The 16,439-nt window shown below is 69.5% G+C and carries 14 protein-coding genes; 1 reads left to right on the forward strand and 13 read right to left on the reverse strand.

Features of this window, described 5'->3' with window-relative positions; all coding sequences use genetic code 11:
- The 12 genes from H537_RS0117615 to H537_RS0117670 form a co-directional block, all read right to left on the reverse strand.
- Nucleotides 1–474: cyclase family protein (locus H537_RS0117615; RefSeq protein WP_028998913.1), on the reverse strand; the 474-nt coding region annotated here is incomplete at its 3' end.
- Between the two features lie 41 nt (nt 475–515).
- Nucleotides 516–1,667, reverse strand: a complete 1,152-nt coding sequence (locus H537_RS0117620; RefSeq protein WP_028998914.1) for an MFS transporter — start codon at nt 1,665–1,667, stop codon at nt 516–518.
- Between the two features lie 19 nt (nt 1,668–1,686).
- On the reverse strand, nt 1,687–2,817 hold the full coding sequence (locus H537_RS0117625; RefSeq protein WP_028998915.1) for an FAD-dependent oxidoreductase: 1,131 nt from the start codon (nt 2,815–2,817) through the stop codon (nt 1,687–1,689).
- Nucleotides 2,814–3,173 carry a Rieske (2Fe-2S) protein gene (locus H537_RS0117630; protein WP_028998916.1) on the reverse strand — a complete coding sequence of 120 codons (360 nt, stop codon included), beginning with the start codon at nt 3,171–3,173 and terminating at the stop codon, nt 2,814–2,816. The genes H537_RS0117625 and H537_RS0117630 overlap by 4 nt, the downstream gene beginning before the upstream one ends.
- A gap of 14 nt (nt 3,174–3,187) precedes the next feature.
- Complete coding sequence (locus H537_RS0117635; RefSeq protein ID WP_028998917.1) at nt 3,188–4,141, reverse strand: VOC family protein; 954 nt, start codon at nt 4,139–4,141, stop codon at nt 3,188–3,190.
- Between the two features lie 32 nt (nt 4,142–4,173).
- On the reverse strand, nt 4,174–5,331 hold the full coding sequence (locus H537_RS0117640) for an alpha/beta hydrolase family protein (protein WP_028998918.1): 1,158 nt from the start codon (nt 5,329–5,331) through the stop codon (nt 4,174–4,176).
- A 387-nt stretch (nt 5,332–5,718) separates the two neighbouring features.
- Nucleotides 5,719–6,774, reverse strand: a complete 1,056-nt coding sequence (locus tag H537_RS0117645) for a universal stress protein (RefSeq protein WP_028998919.1) — start codon at nt 6,772–6,774, stop codon at nt 5,719–5,721.
- Between the two features lie 18 nt (nt 6,775–6,792).
- Nucleotides 6,793–9,267, reverse strand: coding sequence for an efflux RND transporter permease subunit (locus H537_RS43865; RefSeq protein WP_051242888.1), 2,475 nt, complete (start codon nt 9,265–9,267; stop codon nt 6,793–6,795).
- Nucleotides 9,264–10,373: a WD40/YVTN/BNR-like repeat-containing protein gene (locus tag H537_RS0117655; protein WP_064735998.1), complete on the reverse strand. Its 1,110-nt coding sequence runs from the start codon at nt 10,371–10,373 to the stop codon at nt 9,264–9,266. Before H537_RS0117655 ends, H537_RS43865 begins: the two co-directional genes overlap by 4 nt.
- A gap of 70 nt (nt 10,374–10,443) precedes the next feature.
- Nucleotides 10,444–11,805, reverse strand: coding sequence for a DUF1329 domain-containing protein (locus tag H537_RS0117660; protein ID WP_051242890.1), 1,362 nt, complete (start codon nt 11,803–11,805; stop codon nt 10,444–10,446).
- Nucleotides 11,806–11,828: 23 nt separating this feature from the next.
- Complete coding sequence (locus H537_RS0117665) at nt 11,829–13,514, reverse strand: DUF1302 domain-containing protein (protein WP_028998922.1); 1,686 nt, start codon at nt 13,512–13,514, stop codon at nt 11,829–11,831.
- Nucleotides 13,515–13,544: 30 nt separating this feature from the next.
- On the reverse strand, nt 13,545–14,729 hold the full coding sequence (locus tag H537_RS0117670; RefSeq protein WP_169517037.1) for an FAD-dependent monooxygenase: 1,185 nt from the start codon (nt 14,727–14,729) through the stop codon (nt 13,545–13,547).
- 137 nt (nt 14,730–14,866) lie between these two features.
- Between H537_RS0117670 and H537_RS0117675 the strand changes: the two genes are divergently transcribed.
- On the forward strand, nt 14,867–15,787 hold the full coding sequence (locus tag H537_RS0117675) for a LysR family transcriptional regulator (protein ID WP_028998924.1): 921 nt from the start codon (nt 14,867–14,869) through the stop codon (nt 15,785–15,787).
- A gap of 129 nt (nt 15,788–15,916) precedes the next feature.
- Here H537_RS0117675 and H537_RS0117680 read toward each other — a convergent pair.
- Nucleotides 15,917–16,439, reverse strand: a 523-nt coding sequence (locus H537_RS0117680) for a LysR family transcriptional regulator substrate-binding protein (RefSeq protein WP_028998925.1), incomplete at its 5' end; no start/stop codon positions are given.

Below are 16,439 nucleotides of genomic sequence, written 5' to 3' on the forward strand. Positions count from 1 at the left end.
CCCGTAGCGGGAGCCGGCGCGGGTGTTGACCACCACGATGTCCAGCGGCTGCAGCGCGTGGCCGATGCGGGCCAGCTCGGCCTGCACGTCGGCCGCGGTGGCGACGTAGCCGTCGGGCAGGTGGCGAAAGTCCAGCTTCACGCCCGGCTGGAAGCACCACTCCAGCGGCACCTCGTCGATGGTCATGGAGAGCCGGGCCTTGCCCAGCTTGCCGTCCATGGTGGAGTGGAAGTGCCACGGCGCGTCCAGGTGCGTGCCGTTGTGCGTGGTCAGGGTCACCCACTCGGCTGCGGCGGCCTCGCCGTCCGGATAGTCCTCGGCCTTCGTGCCGGGCAGCATGGCCATGAACTCGGGCAGCGTGTCGGCGTGCTTCTGGTACGTGATCCTCGGAGCCAGCGGCGGCGGGTCCGACAGCACGTCGTTCTCCAGGTAGATGGACAAATCGATCAGGCGGCGCCGGGGATGGCGGGTCATGGAAGTCTCCTTGTGGTCGTTGTGCGGGGATGGCAGGCCGGTCAGGCGGCGCGCAAGGCAGGCACCGGCTCGCGGGCGCGGCTGAAGCACGCCACGGCGATGCAGGCCATCGCCGCGGCAGCCATGCCCAGGCTGCCGTAGCCCTGGAACTTGACCAGCGTGCCGCCCAGGATCGGGCCGATGGCCGAGCCGACCATGAGCATCGCGGGCGTGGCCGCCAGCGCGCGGCCGCTGGGGTCGAGCCTGGCGATGAGGCCGAAGGCGTAGGTGTGGGTGAAGATCATCACGGCGGCGAAGAAGGCCGCCGCGCCGGCGTACGGGTAGAAGTTGGTGGCCTGCGCGATGGTCAGCGCCAGGGCCGCCTGCACGATGGGCCCGGCCAGCACCACATGGCGCGCGCTCAGCCGCCGCTCCAGCGCCGCGGCCAGCGCGGCCGGGAACAGGTTGACGATGCCCAGCGCGATCAGCACGCCGGTGACGGCCTCCAGTCCAAAGCCCCGGTCAGCGCCGATGCGTTCCAGGAAGCTGAAGACCATGGCCTGCACCACCGTCATGCAGCTGATGCCCAGCGCGCCGAACCACACCGCCGCGCTAACGCGGCTCGTGGACGGACCGCCCTCGTCGCGTGCGGCCGCTTGCGCAGGCAACGGGAACAGCGCGGCGCAGACCAGTGCGGCCAGCAGCATCAGGCTGCCGAACACCTGGAACAGCACCGGCCCGCCGGCTGCCGCCACCAGCTTCGGCGTGGCGCCGAGGAACACCACGGCGAACAGGCCCAGCGCGATGCCCACGAGCGCAAACAGCCGGTGCGGCCGCTGGCTGCGGGCGATCGTGCCGTGCGTGATGCTCAAGGCGCAGGCCGCGCCCACGCCGGCGATGAAATGCAGCAGCGCCATGGCCACGTACGCCGTGGTGAAGGCCACGCCGATGAAGGCGGTGCCCGCCACCAGGAAGCCCAGGGCCGCGGCGCGGCGGGCGTGAAGTCGCTGCAGGCGCGGCGCGAAGAACAGGCTGCTCGCCACCGCCCCCACCAGGAAAAGCGTGGCCAGGGCGCCGGCCTGCTGGGGGTCGAGCCCGTAGTGCGTGATCAGCGTGCCGACCCACACCGGCAGGGCCACCAGGTCCACCATGCCGGCGCAGTGCGCCACCATCAGCGCCGCTCGCCCGGGCCAGCGTTCCGTACTCGTCGTCATGACGCTGCTCCGGTGCGGTTCAGACCGGAGCCGCCAGGGCCATCATGGACGCGCGCATGATGCGGGCGTGCTCCTCCTTGTCGCCGCCGGCCATCTCGATCTCGCCCAGGCGGGCGGAGTTCTCCACCACCATGCGGCAGCGTTCCCAGCGCCGGCGCTGGAAGGCCTGCAGCGCCTCCTCCACATGGCCCCCGCGGCCCAGCTCCTCGGCCAGCACCACGGCATCCTCGATGCCGATGCACGCGCCCGAGGCCAGGTGCGGCGTGGTGGCATGCACCGTGTCGCCAATGAGCACCACGCGGCCGTGGTGCCACGGCTGGGGCATCAGCAGGCCTTCGAGCGGGCGGAACACGATCTGCGAGCGCTCGTCCAGGCTCTCGCGGATGGCGCGCAGCAGCGGGGCGCTGAAGCCTTCCAGCAGCGCCGACATCAGGCGCGGGAAGTCCTGGGGATCGACCCGTTCGTTCACCGGCCGGTGCTCGGTGATGAACATGTACATCTCGGTGGCCGAGACCGGGTTCACGCCGGGCTTGACCTTGGGGCCCATCCACATCATGGCCGTCGTCACCTCGGCCGGGCGCGGCAGCACGGCGCGCCACACCGCCTGGCCGCTGTAGCGCGGCTTGGGTGCGGCAGGGAACACGCCCTCGCGCACCTTGGAATACAGGCCGTCGGCGCCGATGACCAGGTCATAGCGCCCGCGGCTGCCGTCGGTGAAGCTCACCTCCACGCCTTCGGCGTCCTGCTCGATGGCGGTGAAGGTGCAGCCCAGGCGCACGCTCGCGCCCGAGGCCCGCGTCGCATCGGCCAGGATGCGGGCCAGCACCGGGCGCATGATGGCGCCGCCGCCCGGCACGTCCGCGCCGGCGATGCGCGGCGTGGGCAGCATGCCGATGGGTGCGCCATCGGGCCGCAAGATCTCCAGCCCGTCGGCCGCGTGGCCCTGGCGCATGAACTCGTCGAGGATGCCCAGCTGCCGGAAGGCACGGAACGTGGCGCCGCCCAGGCTGATACCAGCGCCGTAGGAGCGCCAACCGGGGTCGATCTCGACCAGGTCCACCGCCACGCCCTGCTTGCACAGTTCGATGGCCGCGGACATGCCCGAGAAGCCACCGCCGATGATGAGAATCTTCCTTGCAGCGCAAGTCATGGGTTCGTCTCCTGAGATGTGTTTGTCGCGAGATGGATCTCGCCGCCGATGTCCCGGATGGGGACCGGCGTGAGCGCCTGGCCCAGGCAAGGCCCCAGGGTGCAGACGCCGGTGGCGATGTCGAAGCGAGCGCCGTGGGCGTGGCAGACGATGTGCTGGCCGTCGCCGCTGAGGTAGGCGTCCTTGCGCCAGGCCATGGGCGCGCCCGCCCAGTGCGGACAGGCGTTGCGCCAGCCGTGCAGGCCCTGCCGGCGCACGATGAACACCGTGTCGCGCCCGTCGCCCCAGGGGTCGAAGCCGCGCGAGCTGCCTTCGCGCAACTCGTCGAGTCGGCACAGGCGGATGGTGTCCATCATGGCCGGCCCCGGGGTCAGTGGTCCACGGCCACGCGTTCCGGTCCGGGTGGCGGGCCGCCCGGCGCCCACTTGTCGCGGTGCTGGAACAGGAACAGCTGCGAGGCGTCCGCTCCCATGGGCGCCACGCGCGCCTGCCAGGCACCGTCGTGCAGGTCCATGTCGGCGTCGTACTCGACGTGGCAGCCCAACGGGCTGTTGAAGTACCAGAACCAGTTGGAGCCGAAGAGGTGGCGGCCCGGCCCCCAGAAGGACTCGTAGCCCTTCTGCACGAAGCGGGTGCCGGCCTGCATGACCTCGGTGGGGCCGCCCAGGTGGAAGGTGAAGTGCTCGATGCCCTTCATGAACGGCGGCGTCTGGATCAGGAACAGCGTGTGGTGGTCCTGCGTGCCGGCCGGGCGCAGGAACGGGCCCACGCCGGTGAAGCGGTCGGTGCAGATGAAACCGATCCGCGCGTAGAAGGCCTCGGCCCTGGCCGCGTCGGGAACGAAGTACACGACGTGCGAGAGCGTGCGCGGCACGATCTCGGCCTTCGGGTCCACGCCCAGTTCGTTGGCCGGGCGCTGAGCCGGTGCGCCCGGAGCGTTCACCCGCTCGCCGGGCAGGTCCAGCGGGCAGCGCACCGTGACCTGGAAGGCCAGCGCAAAGCCCATGTCGTCCTGCGCGCGCAGCACGCCGCCTTCGCGCGTGACCTCGCGGTCCTTGGAGAGCTCCGCAGCGATGGCATCGAGCGTGGCCTCGTCGGCCACGCCGTACACCGTCTCGCGCAGCAGGCTGGCCGTGCCCATGGCCGCCGGCAGCGAGGGATCGTCTTGGTGGCGGATGACGACAGCCGTGCCGTCCAGCGCCTCGAACCGGCCACCGCTGGCGTCCGCGTCGACCGGCACCAGGCCGTAGTCGATCAGGTACTGGCTGCAGGCCGCCACGTCGTCGACGCCGAAGACCAGGGCGTCGGGCCCGATGATGTTCATGGGTTGTCTCCCGTTGGGTGTGTGTCGGAGGGTCATGCCGTGCGCGCGCCGAGGGTCTCGGCGACCCAGTCGGCAATGAACTGGCCGGCATTGATGCTGTTGTCGAAGCTGGAGTGCTGCACGCCGCCCTCGCGCTCCGTGAAGACCTTGAGCTCGCGCTTGGGGCTGTTGACGAGCTGCTCGTAGGTGCGCTGTGCCCACTTGAGCGGAATCTGCGAGTCCTTCTCGCCATGCGTCACCAGGAAAGGCACCCGGATCTTCTCGACCACGCCGTCCAGGTGCACGTTCTCGGCAATGCGCATGAAGTCATCGATGTCCTTGGCGCCCCAGACCCATTGCACGTGCGCCCAGTAGTGCGGCACGGGGAAGCTGCCTTCCTTCTCCAGGCGGCGCTTCTGCACGTCGCGCCAGTCGTGGTTGGCGCCCCACGCCACGCCGCAGGCGAAGCGCGGCTCGAAGGCCACGGCGCGCGGGCAGTAGTAGCCGCCCAGCGACACGCCTTCCAGGCCGATGCGCCGGGCATCGATCTCCCCGCGCGTCTCCAGCCAGTCCACCACGCGGCTGGCCCAATGCTCGCTGTCGAAGCGCGCCGTCATGCCGTGCAGGCGCAGCGCCTCGCCGGTGCCGGGCTGGTCGATCACGAGCGAGGAAACGCCGCGCCGGGCCAGCCACGCCGGCAGGCCTACGCGGTACTTCATCTCCTTGGTGGAGTCCAGGCCGTTGACCTGCACCAGGAGCGGCGCCGGTCCCTGCACGCCCTCGGCGCGAACGTACAGGCCCGAGATCACCTTGCCTTCATAAGGAATCTCGACGCGCTCGCAGTTCTCCCTGGACAGCCGGATGCCGCGTGCGAAGACGTCGAGGAAGCGCTGGTACAGCGCCGGGCGCCCCGGTGCGCCATGCGCCTGCAGCCGCTCGCAGGTGATGAGATACGTGGCGGCGCGGTTGTACTTCTCGCCGGCGGACAGCAGCCGGCCGCGGGCCTCGTCCTCCTCGGCCAGCGCGCAGAGCTTGTCGGCCATCTTCGACCACGTCTCGCGGAAAGCCTGGGTGCCCGCGGCATCCGGGGCCTTGGCGGCCTCCTGCAGCGGCGCGCACATCTCCTCGATCTCGCCGATCCGAGCGCCCATCTCGATGGCCAGATCGACGGACAGGTTCCAGACGTAGTTGGTGGGGAAGTACTTGAACATGGTCAGTTTGCTTGGGGAGAAACGGGGGGTCAGTGAATGGACGCAAGGCTAAAGAGGCTTGTCACATCTGAAAAATTGAACGTTTCCATGCGCGGTATCGATCCTCGAAATACTTCCAGGGTTAACCCGCAATCGAAGCACGGATGTGCTGATGTCACGGTCGATGACGCAGCCAAACGTTGCCCACGCAGCCAAATCGACCGCATACGGCATTGCCAGATGAACGGGGTACTGCGCCGTGCAGGCCGCGCGAGCGCGCGGTCGTGCCTGCTTCATGCAGGCAGCACGAGGTAAGGCATCAATGCGCCGCTGCCCTGTGGCGGCGGGCCTCCAGGCTGAGAGGCCCAGGACCCGGCGATGCCGGGAACAAGGGTCCGCCGGTGATGGTCATCGCTTGCTCCTGGTGGACGACGTCGCGCCGGCGCTGTCGGCCGCCAGGTTGATCAGGCGACTGGCGAGGTCTGCGAACGAGGCGTCGATTTCAGTGCCGAAGCGCGGATCGCGATTCCCGTCGAACGCCTCGGCAATCTGCGCCCAGTCTCCAGGCTGCAGGTGGCGGCTGGCAGCCGGCAGGACCAGGTTCTCTTCGGCGCTCATGTGTGCCCACTGGGACTGGGCAAAGGCCTGCACGGCCTGGACCAGCCGTGGCAGCGCCCGCGCCGACCCCGATTCGAGCGCCTGGACTTCCTGCCTCAGCGCGGCGAATTTCGCCGCGCCTTCGCGATGCTGTGCTTCCAGCCCGTCGATGAGCGCATCGCACTCGCGGGTACGCTGGCGCAGCCTGGCGAACAGGTACGCATCCTCCTTGGGATGGTGCAGGCGCTCGGGGAACTGCTCGATGTAGAAGATCATCGCCCGCAGCAGCTCGATGCCTGGAGGCCGGTCCGTGCGCTGCGCCTCGTCGAGCAGCTGCTGCAGCGCATGGATGACGGCTGACAGCGAGCGGTGCTCGTCGCGGATGGTCGCCAGGGCGCGCTGCTCGTCGCTGAGCTGCAGGTTGCTTTCCATTGCGGCCACCAGCACCGGCACCACCGCACGCTGCAGTACCTTGTGGGTAACCGAGCCCAGCAACGCCCCCTTGATGCCGCGCCGGCCATGCGAGGCCATGAAGATGAGATCGCAGCCAGCCTCGCGCGCCGCGTCGAGGATGGCCTCGTGGGGCCGATCGCTGGTCGCAATGAGTGAGGTGCAGGCCACGCCGGCGGCGCGCGCCGCGGCCTCGGCCTTGGCCACCAGGGCGCGCGCGTTGCCTGCCGCGGCTTCGGCGAACGCAGCCGGCGCGATGGCGTGCATCAGCGCGCCTTGCTGCGTGGCCGCGTAGTCCGGCCGCGCATGGACGAAGGCGACGCGTGCGCCGCTGGATCTGGCGAAGGCCACGGCCTGGTCCACGGTGGCGTTGGACAGCGCGGAGCCGTCGATGGGGACGAGCAGGTGCTTGTACATGACAGGTACTCCAGGCGGTCAATGGGCCGCCACGCGGGGCATGGCGTTGCTCAAGGAGGGGCCTGGGCCGTCCTGATCCCCGGCTGACGGCAGCTTGGCTTCGGCTGCTAGGGCAACGGGCTTGCGCAAGGGCTTCAGGAAGAAGTGCGCCAGCGCGGGCAGCAGCACCAGGGCGCCAAGCATGTTCCACAGGAACATGAAGGCCAGCAGCACCCCCATGTCGGCCTGGAACTTAATGGGGCTGGCCACCCAGGTGATCACGCCGATGGCCAGCGTCACGCCGGTGAGCATCACGACCTTGCCGGTGAACAGCAGCGAGCGGTGGTAGGCCTGGGAGAGGCTGCGGCCCTCGCGCAGCTGCGCCAGCGTCACCGACAGGATGTAGAGCGCGTAGTCCACGCCGATGCCCACGCCCAGCGCGATCACCGGCAGCGTCGCCACCTTCACCCCCATGCCCAGCGCCACCATCAGCGCCTCGGCCAGGAACGACGTCAGCACCAGCGGCAGCACCGCCACCACCACCGCGCGCCAGGATCGGAAGGTCACCAGGCACAGCAGCACCACCGCGCCGTAGACCAGCAGCAGCATCTGCACCCACGCCTTCTTGACCACAATGTTGGTCGCGGCCTCGATGCCGGCCGACCCTGCGGCAAGCTGGAATTTCACCTCCTGCGTGTCGTTGACGCGGGCGAAGGCCTCGACGTGGTCGACCACGCGCGTCAGCGTCTCGGCCTTGTGGTCGCGCAGGTAGACGTAGAGCGTGAGCAGGCTGCAGGCGTCGTTGTAGAGGCCGCGCGGGGCGCCGGCCGTGACGGTGTTGAGCATGTCCTGGTTGGGCAGGAACTCGCCCCACTTGGGGTTGCCCTCGTTCAACCCCGCCAGCACGCGGCGGTTGAGCAGCGCCAGCGTGTTGGTGCTTTCCACGCCGTCGAGCTGGCGCAGCTGCCACTCCAGCGCATCGACCTTGTTGAGCGTGGCGTACTGCGAGCACTGGCCCGGCGGCGTCTGCACCATCACGGCCAGCACGTCGCTGGAAGCGCCATAGGCCGCATTGAGGAAAGCGACGTCGCGGTTGTAGCGGCTGTCCGCGCGCAGCTCGGGCGCGCCGGGGTCGAGGTCACCGATCTTGAGCTGCGTGCTCATCACGAAGCCCGCCACGCCCAGCACGGCGGCCGCAATGACGGTCAGCGTGGCCCAGCGCCGCTGCGTGAAGCGGTCGAGCAGCGCCCACAGGCGCGGTCCCTGCCCGCCCGAGGCCGCGGCAGCCTCGGCGCGCAGGCTGCGCTCGGCCGCCTGCGGCGCCACGCCGGTGTAGCTCAACAGGATGGGCAACAGGATGAGGTTGGTGAAGATCAGCACGCCCACGCCGATGGACGCGGCGATCGCCAGCTCGCGGATGGACTGTATGTCGATCACCAGCAGCACCGCGAAGCCCACCGCGTCGGCCACCAGGGCGGTCAGGCCCGCGAGGAAGAGGCGGCGGAAGGTGAAGCGCGCGGCCACGAGCTTGTGCATGCCCCGGCCCACGTCCTGCATGATCCCGTTCATCTTCTGCGCGCCGTGGCTCATGCCGATGGCGAACACCAGGAACGGCACCAGGATGGAATACGGGTCCAGCGTGTAGCCCAGCAGCGGCAGCAGGCCGAGCTGCCACACCACGGCCACCAGCGAGGCCGCCACCACCAGCGCCGTGGAGCGCACACAGCGCGTGTACCAGAACACCATGGCCGTCGCGATGAGCACCGCCAGCGCGAAGAAGGCCAGCACCGCGCGCACGCCGTCGATGAGCTCGCCCACGATCTTGGCAAAGCCCGTGACGTGGACGGTCACGCCCTGCGCCTCGTACCTGGCGCGCAAGGCTTCGAGCCGCTGCGCGAGCTGCGCATAGTCCAGCGCCCTGCCCTCGGCATCCCTGGCCAGCAGCGGCACGTAGATCACCGACGACCTGGCGTCCAGCGCCACCAGTTGCCCAACCTCGCCCGAGCGCGCGACGTTGGCCTGGAGCTTCTGCAGGCTTGCCGCCGAGCCGTCATAGCCGTCGGGGATCACCGGGCCGCCTTCGAGCCCGTCCTCGGTGACGCCGACCCAGCGCGTGGTCGGCGTCCACAGCGACTTCATCTGGTTGCGCGCCACGCCGGGAAGCAGGAACACCTCGTCGCTGAGCTTCCTGAGCGTGTCCAGGTAGGAGGCGTCGTAGATCGTGCCCTTGGGGTTGGCCACGGCGATGCGCACCGCGTTGCCCAGGCCGGAAAGATCCTTCTGGTGTGCCAGGTAGTTGGCGATGTACGGGTGGCCGGCCGGGATGGACTTCTCGAAGCTGGCGTTGACCTCGAGCCTGGAAGCCTGCCAGCCCAGCAGCAGCGTGGTCAGCAGGCACAGCACCACCACGGCCAGGCGGTGGTTGAACAACAGCCGCTCGATGAGGGATCCCGAGCGTGGGTCGAAGTCCGAGAGGCGCACCGGCGCGGCCGGCGGATGGGCGACGGGATTCACTTGGGGGTTCCTTGGGTCGGTGCGGCAGCAGGCAGCGCGACGGCGCCCTGCAGACCCAGCGCAAGCAGGCTGCCGTCGGCACGCGCCAGCAGGGCGTTGAGCGGGGGCAGCGGTTTGCCCAGGGGCAGCGGCGCCAGCGTGTCGCGGCCGGTGAGCACCATGCCGGCCTGCGTGGCCAGCAGCAGCGAGCCGTCGGGCCGCAGTGCCGAGGCGGTGATGGACACGGGCGCCGGCGTGACGATCTGCGACCAGCTCGCGCCGGCGTCGGTGGAGCGCCAGACGTTGCCGCGCAGGCCGGCCACCACCAGTTCCTGCGGCGAGGGCATCTCGGCGGTGAAGAAGCTGCCCTTGTACGGGCTCGCCAGGCGCTGGAAACTGCGCCCGCCGTCGTCCGAGCGCAGCAGCAGCCCCTGCTCGCCGGCGATGAGCAAGGCCTGCCCCGCGCGGCGCAGCGCGTACAGGTGCAGTCCGTGGGGGTTGTCCAGGCGTTCCATCCAGGGCTGCCAGGTGGCGCCACCGTCCTCGCTGTGGAAGGCGATGCCGTAGGCACCAACGGCCAGCAGGCGGCGCGCATCGAACATCAGCACGTCGAGGAAGGGCTTGTCGGCGCCGTCAGCCACGAGCTGCTCGGCATCGCGAACGCGCCGCCCGTCGCCCGAAGCCTTGGCGGCGTCCTGCGCCAGCCGGGCGAGCCGATGGCCGTCCAGGCGCAGCGTCCAGTGGTCACCGGCGTCGTCGGTGGTCAGGACGGTGCCCCCATGGCCGACGATCACGCCGTGGCGCTCGTCTGCGAATCGCACCATGGTCAGCGTGACGCTGACGGGCATGGGCACTTGCCGCCAAGCGGCGCCACCGTCGTCGGAGACCGCCACCACGCCACGCTCGCCGACAGCGACCGTGCGCGTGCCCGCCTGGGCCGCGGCCTGCAGCACCACCTTGGCCGGCTGGCGCACCATCAGCGCCGGCCGCAGCAGCGCATCCGCCACGGGCGCGGCGGGGGACGCAAAGGCATCGGCGGCAGCGCTGCCCACCGCGACGGCGGCCAGCGTGAGCAGCACGGACGCGGACAGCGTCCGCACGCTGCCGGGAAGGAACAAGAGTTTCATGGATACCTCGCCTCGACCGGTCTGCCGCGCGAGGGGCGGACCGGCGCATGGGCGCCAAGCAGGCAACGGTTCAGCGCACGCCGTCGCCGGCCATGGCTTCGGGGGTGAAGAAGGAGTCGGGACGGCGCTGCACGGTCTCGTAGTGCTTGCTGCGCTCGTTGACCACGCCCGAGGCGTACCAGGCGCCGGAGATCAGGTCGTTGAAGCCCCATTGCTGCATCGGCGTGGTGGCCGGCAGGTCGGGCATCACCACCGGGTGCGCCCAGTTGGTCTTCCACAGTTGCCCGTTGGCATCCCAGCGGTCGCCCAGCACGGCCACCCAGGTGTCCTCGTCCACGTAGTAGCGGCTCTTGACGGCCTGGTGGCGCTGGCCAGCCTTGAGCGAGGCCTCCACCACCCATACCCGGTGCAGCTCCCAGCGCACGTGGTCGGGGTTGAGATGGTTTGCCAGCAGCAGGTCGCCGTCCTTGGCCGGCACGTGCATGCGGTTGGAGTTGTAGGGGATGTACAGCTCCTGCTTGCCCACGATCTTCCAGTCGAAGCGGTCCATGCGGCCGGAGAACACGTCCACCTCGTCGAAGCTCGCCACGCCGCCGGACGCCGGCGTGGGCGTGTCGCAGCAGGCGTTGGGCAGCTTGCGCACGCGGCGCTGTCCGGTGAGGTAGACCCACACGCCCGTCTTGTCCTGGTCCAGGTTCTGGCGGCCGACGATGGCCTCGCCCGCGCGCACCGGCGGCCCGGAGTTGACCATGCGGATGAGCCAGTAGTCGCCACCGAACTTGTCCGCCTGCCCGTTGGCGTAGTAGGGCATCTGCCACTCGCCCACCGCCTCCACCGACAGCACGCGCTGGCCGCTGGCCGTGCCCAGGTAGCCGCGGAAGTCGTTGCGCCACGCCTCGCCGCGCCAGTGCAGCTCGTTGTTGGCCATGACCTCCTTGCCGGACTTCGGAATGGGGAAGGGGATGCCGCCGAAGGCGTCCTTGACCAGGTCACCGTCGAGCTTGGCGGTGGTGGCGTTCCTGAGCGTGTTGTCGTAGACCCACTGCGGTGCGGCGGCCGTGCGATGGGTCTTGTAGACGTCCACACGGAAGGTCTTGGGGTATTTCTTCAGCAGCGCCTGCGTGCCCTCAGAAAGCTTGCCGGCGTGCTGGGCCATGTTCTCCGCGGTGATGGAGAGGACGGGCTTCTCGTTGGCAAACGGGTCGCCGCGGCGGCCGCCGTTCTTGAAGCCCGGCAGCGGCGTGGTGTAGCCGCCGGTCCAGGCCGGGATGCTGCCGTCCTTGTTGCCGGCCTTCTCCGCGCCGAAGGGCGTGAGCTCAGACTTGAGCTTGGCCGCCTCCTCTAGCGGCACGGCGGCCTGCGCGGCGGCGGCCACCAGGGCGAGGCCGAAGGCGGCCAGGCCATGCCGGCCGAGGCTGGTTCGTTGGATCATGGTTGTCTCCGTAACTTCCGGGGTCAGAAGGTGGTGCGCAGCGACAGGGACACGAAGTTGCGGTCCTTGAGCGCCTGCGTGAACTGGGCGTTGTTGGCGTTGTCCAGCGTCGGGCCCTCGGTGCCGAGGTAGTGGACGTAGCTCAGGTTGGCGTACCAAGTGCCGAGGTACACGGCGCCCAGGCCGACGTTGAAGTCGCCGCCCTTGTGCGGGCCGAAGCCCGGGCCCACGGCCGAGGAGCGGCCCCAGGTGTAGCCCAGGCCCACGCTGGGCGTGAGGTCCAGCCCCGGCGCCACCTGGCGGTAGCTGGGCGAATAGACCATGCGCAGCGCCGTGGCGTCGCGGTCGGCGTTGGGATTGAGCATCTGCGCGTTCTTCGTCACCGACACGCGCCGGTTCCACGCCACCTCGCCCAGGAAACTGGCTTCGTTGGCGATGAAGCTGGGCCCCAGCGACGCCAGCCACGAGAACTGCAGGTGCGCCGTCTCGCCCACCGCGTAAGGCGGGTTGTCCTTGTTGTCGAAGTTGGCGCCGACGCCAACGCTGGTGATGGCCGTCTGGCCAGAGCTGGCCAGCGGCGTGTTCTGGCGGTAGGAGGCCTCGCCGGCCAGGCTCCACTCGCCGACGGCCTTGGCGAAGCTCACGCCGTAGGCGCGCACGCCCTCGTGGTAGTACCAGCGGTAGCTGCTGGCCAGGCCGCCCGCGCCCGGCGGCGCGCTGAGCGTGGTGACGATGTTGCTCGGCGTGGTGGCGTGGTAGCGGATGGCGTAGAAGCCGAAGTCGGTGTCGATGTCGGGCACGCGCCAGCGCAGTTGCACGCCGCCCTGGCCGCCGTTGCGGGCCTCCACGTCGGCCTGGCGCTGGAACGCGCCCAGCGGCCCGGCCAGCAGCCGCTCGGCGCCGGGGCCCATGGTGTCGCTGGTGGACAGGTAGGCGCCAACGGGCATCAGCCGCGTCTTCTCCCACTCGTAGCCGATGTAGGCACCCAGTGCCACGTCGCGCGAGAGCTGCACCTGGCCGGAGAGCTTGCCGGTGGGCCGCACCGTCTCCTTGAACTGGGAGTTGGGCACCGACAGCAGCTTCACCAGGTCCACCGGGGCCTGGCCGCCAGCAATGCCGTTGCTGCCGAAGAACAGGCTCTCGCCCCACAGCAGCGTGTGGCGGCCCAGGCGCACGGTAGCGGGCATGTCGCCCAGGTCGAACTTGCCGAACACGAAGGCGTCCAGCACCTCGGCCTTGCGGCCCATGAGCTTGCGCGTATCGGAGGGGAACTCGGAAGCCGGGATGTGGTTGGACGTGCCGGTGGCGTTGTCGGTGTTGCGGTTGTAGGCGTGGTCGTACCAGGCCGCCGCGCTCAGGCGCGCGCCGTAGTTGCTGGCGGTGAAGTCCAGCTCGCTGAGCAGGTCCAGCCGGTTGGAGACCAGGCCCTTGCCGAAGTTGTTGTCGCCGTCGTCCTGGTTGAGGTTGTTGGGCCCGACCACGCCGCCGGGGCCGAAGGCGGTGCTGGACAGGCTGGGCGAGCGGTCCTTGAGCCGGGCGGCCGTGCTGTACTTGACAGTGTTGTCCCAGCGCAGCTTGAGGTCCGGGTTGCCGGTGTCGACCTCGAAGGCCGAGGCGTTGGTGGCCAGCAGCGCGGCCTGGGCCAGCAGGGCTAGGGCCCAGGCCGGGCGTGCCTGTGGCGTTGAGCGCGGGGCGCCGGGGGTCTTCATCGTTGTCTCCTTCGGTGTGGTTGTGGCTTCTCAGGGCTCGCAAGCTGAGAGCTGTCCCAGGCGCATCCACAGCGCCTGCAGATCGGTGGCGGCGCTGGGCTGCAGGTCCCAGCGCGCCGCCTGGAGGCAGATGTCATGGGCTTCCCGGACCCGGTCGGCGCGCCGCCGGGTGAAGGCGGCGGGCAGCTCGTCGCGCGTGAGGCCCTGCTCCAGCAGGTCCTTCAGCACCACGGCGTCCTCGATGGCCTGGGTGCCGTTCTGGCCGAACTGCGGCGTCAGCAGGTGCGCCGCGTCGCCCACGGCCACCAGGCGGCCGTTGTGCCAGGGGGAGTCCATGCATGCGTGCCGCACCGGCTCGACCACCACGGGGCAGGCGTCGTCCAGCAGGCCAGCCATCTCTCGCAGCAGGCCGCGGCAGCGCGACAGCGCGGCACGCAGGCAGGACGCACGCTCTCCCGGCGGCGGCAGGGCCGAGCCATCGTCGCGCTGCAACAGGAAGACGCCGGCACGGGTCATGTTCATGGGGATGGCGCCCGCCTTGTCACCGTCGTGGCCGAGCGCCAGCAGCCCATCGAGCAGCCCGGCCGGGCGCGGCACGACCGCCCGCCACCAGCGCTGGGTGATGCCGGCCCGCTCGGGCGCATGCGGGAACAGCCGGCGCGTCATGGCTTGGCCGGCACCCGTTGCAAGCACAATCATGTCTGCGCCGTCATCGACATGGACGCCGACACCAGCGGTCCCGTCCCACGGGCGATCGAGATGCAACGCCACGCCCGCGTCCCGGGCCGCATCCAGCAGCACCGCCATGAGCTGGTCGTAGCCGATTCCCAGCATCGCGGGAAGTCGTTTACCCGCCAGCTTGGAGCCCACAAGCTCAAAGCTGACGCGACCGTCGGCGCCCACGACCTGGGTGCAGCGATAGGGGAAGCCGCGGCGTACGACAGCGTCGGCCACGCCCAGGACCGCCAGACCCCGCAACATGCCGGGAACCACGTTGACGTGCATCGGCATGACAGGGGCGCCAGGGTGTGCCTCCCAGATTTCAACCCGGGCACCGGCGCGTGCCGCGGCCAGGGCACAAGCCAGTCCGGACAGCCCTGCGCCGACCACGCGCACATTGCGCACGGGACCGGTCTTCAGCTCCCGGGCGTCCCGCTTCGCACGCCTGTCGGGCGTCGAAGGGACAAGCTCCGCCATCGCCTGGCGCTGGGCCATTCGTTGTCTCCGTATCCGTGGTTGGAATGTGGGTTGAAGCTTAGAAACGCCTGCTGCATTCGTAAAATTGAATGCATCCATGCCCGGTATCGACCGGCGAAATACATAAGGGGTTAACCCTTAGGAGACAACACCCGATGCGCTTCAACAAGCTCGATCTCAACCTGCTGGTGGCGCTGGACGCCATGCTCACGGAGCGCAGCATCAGCCGCGCGGCCGAGCGCATGCACATGAGCCAGTCGGCGATGAGCAACGCGCTGGCACGCTTGCGAGACTATTTCAGCGATGAGTTGCTGGTGCAGGTGGGACGCAAGCTGGAGCTGACGCCGCGGGCGGAGCTGCTGCAGGACGCGGTGCGGGACGTACTGGTGCGCGTGGACACCACGATCGCGGCGCAGCCGGCTTTCGATCCGGCGCAGTCGGAGCGGGAGTTCAGGCTTTTCGTTTCGGACTACACGCTGCATACGCTGATGCCGCATGTGCTGGCGCTGGCGCGCGCGCAATCAGCCGGGGTGCGATTTCACTTGCTGGCGCAAGTCGACCAGCCGCAGCGCGCCATGGAGCGTGGCGAAGTGGACCTGCTGGTGATTCCACAGAGCTACTGCTCGACGGAGCACCCGACGGACATCCTGTTCGAGGAGGAATTCAACTGCGTGGTGTGGAACGGCAGCCGGCTGGCAAACAAGCCTCTGAGCTTTGACGACTACGCCGCCGCGGGGCACGTGGTGATGTTGCCCAGTGGCGGCCAGCCCTCGTTCGAGGACTGGTTCATGCAGCGCTACGGGCTGTCGCGGCGCATCGAGGTCACGGTGTTCAGCTTCGCTGCGGCACCGCACCTGGTGGTGGGCACGGACCGTGTCGCCACGGTGCACGCCCGGCTGGCACGCCATGCGCAACGCTCGTTGCCGGTGAAACTTTCTCCCGTGCCCGTACCCATGCCCAAGATGCAGCAGGCGGTGCAGTGGCACAAGTACCGAACGCAGGATCCTGCCCTGGTCTGGCTGCGCGATTTGCTGCACCAGTCAGTGCAAATCATGGACACACAGGCGCTGCCTTGACTGTCCTGTCGCGGAGGCAGTATTTGATACGACCGATGCCGCTTCACATAAGCGCGGCTGTAGAGAACGCAACAAAACTGTCATGATGGCTATGCCGCGCTGCTGCTGCTGCTGCCAAGCCAGCCGACATCACTCCCAAGACTGCGATACCGCGTCGCGTACCGCGGCCACTGCCGGCACTTCCAGCGCCGTGCCCGTGCTTGCCCAGCACAGCCATGTCCGGCCTTGCCAGCCGTTCCAGACGATCCCCTGGCCCGCACGCTCGGCTTCGATGGCCTGGTCGCGCCGCATCGAGCCAGCCCCCAGACCGCTGGCCACCATGCCGAGCGCGGCACTCTCGGTATCGGCCATGGTGCCCGCCGGCACGCCATGGCCTGCTTCCTTGAACAGCGCTTCCAGCTGGGGCCGCAGGCCGCACTCCGGTGACGACGTGACCCAGGGGATCGCGGCCAGCTCGGCCAGGGTCTTCGGTGCGGGTGTGTCCGCAAACCGCGGCGGCAGGACGGCGACGAGGTCACAAGCGGTCAGGCGCACCAGCTCCAGGCCCTCGACCTCAGCCTGGTCGCACAGTGCGTAGGCGCAGTCAAGCTGTCCGCGGCGCACGGCCTGCAGCGTGCGCATCAGCACCGCCTGGTACAGCTGCAGCGCCACC

It is taken from the genome of Azohydromonas australica DSM 1124, assembly GCF_000430725.1.
GTDB lineage: Bacteria > Pseudomonadota > Gammaproteobacteria > Burkholderiales > Burkholderiaceae_C > Azohydromonas > Azohydromonas australica.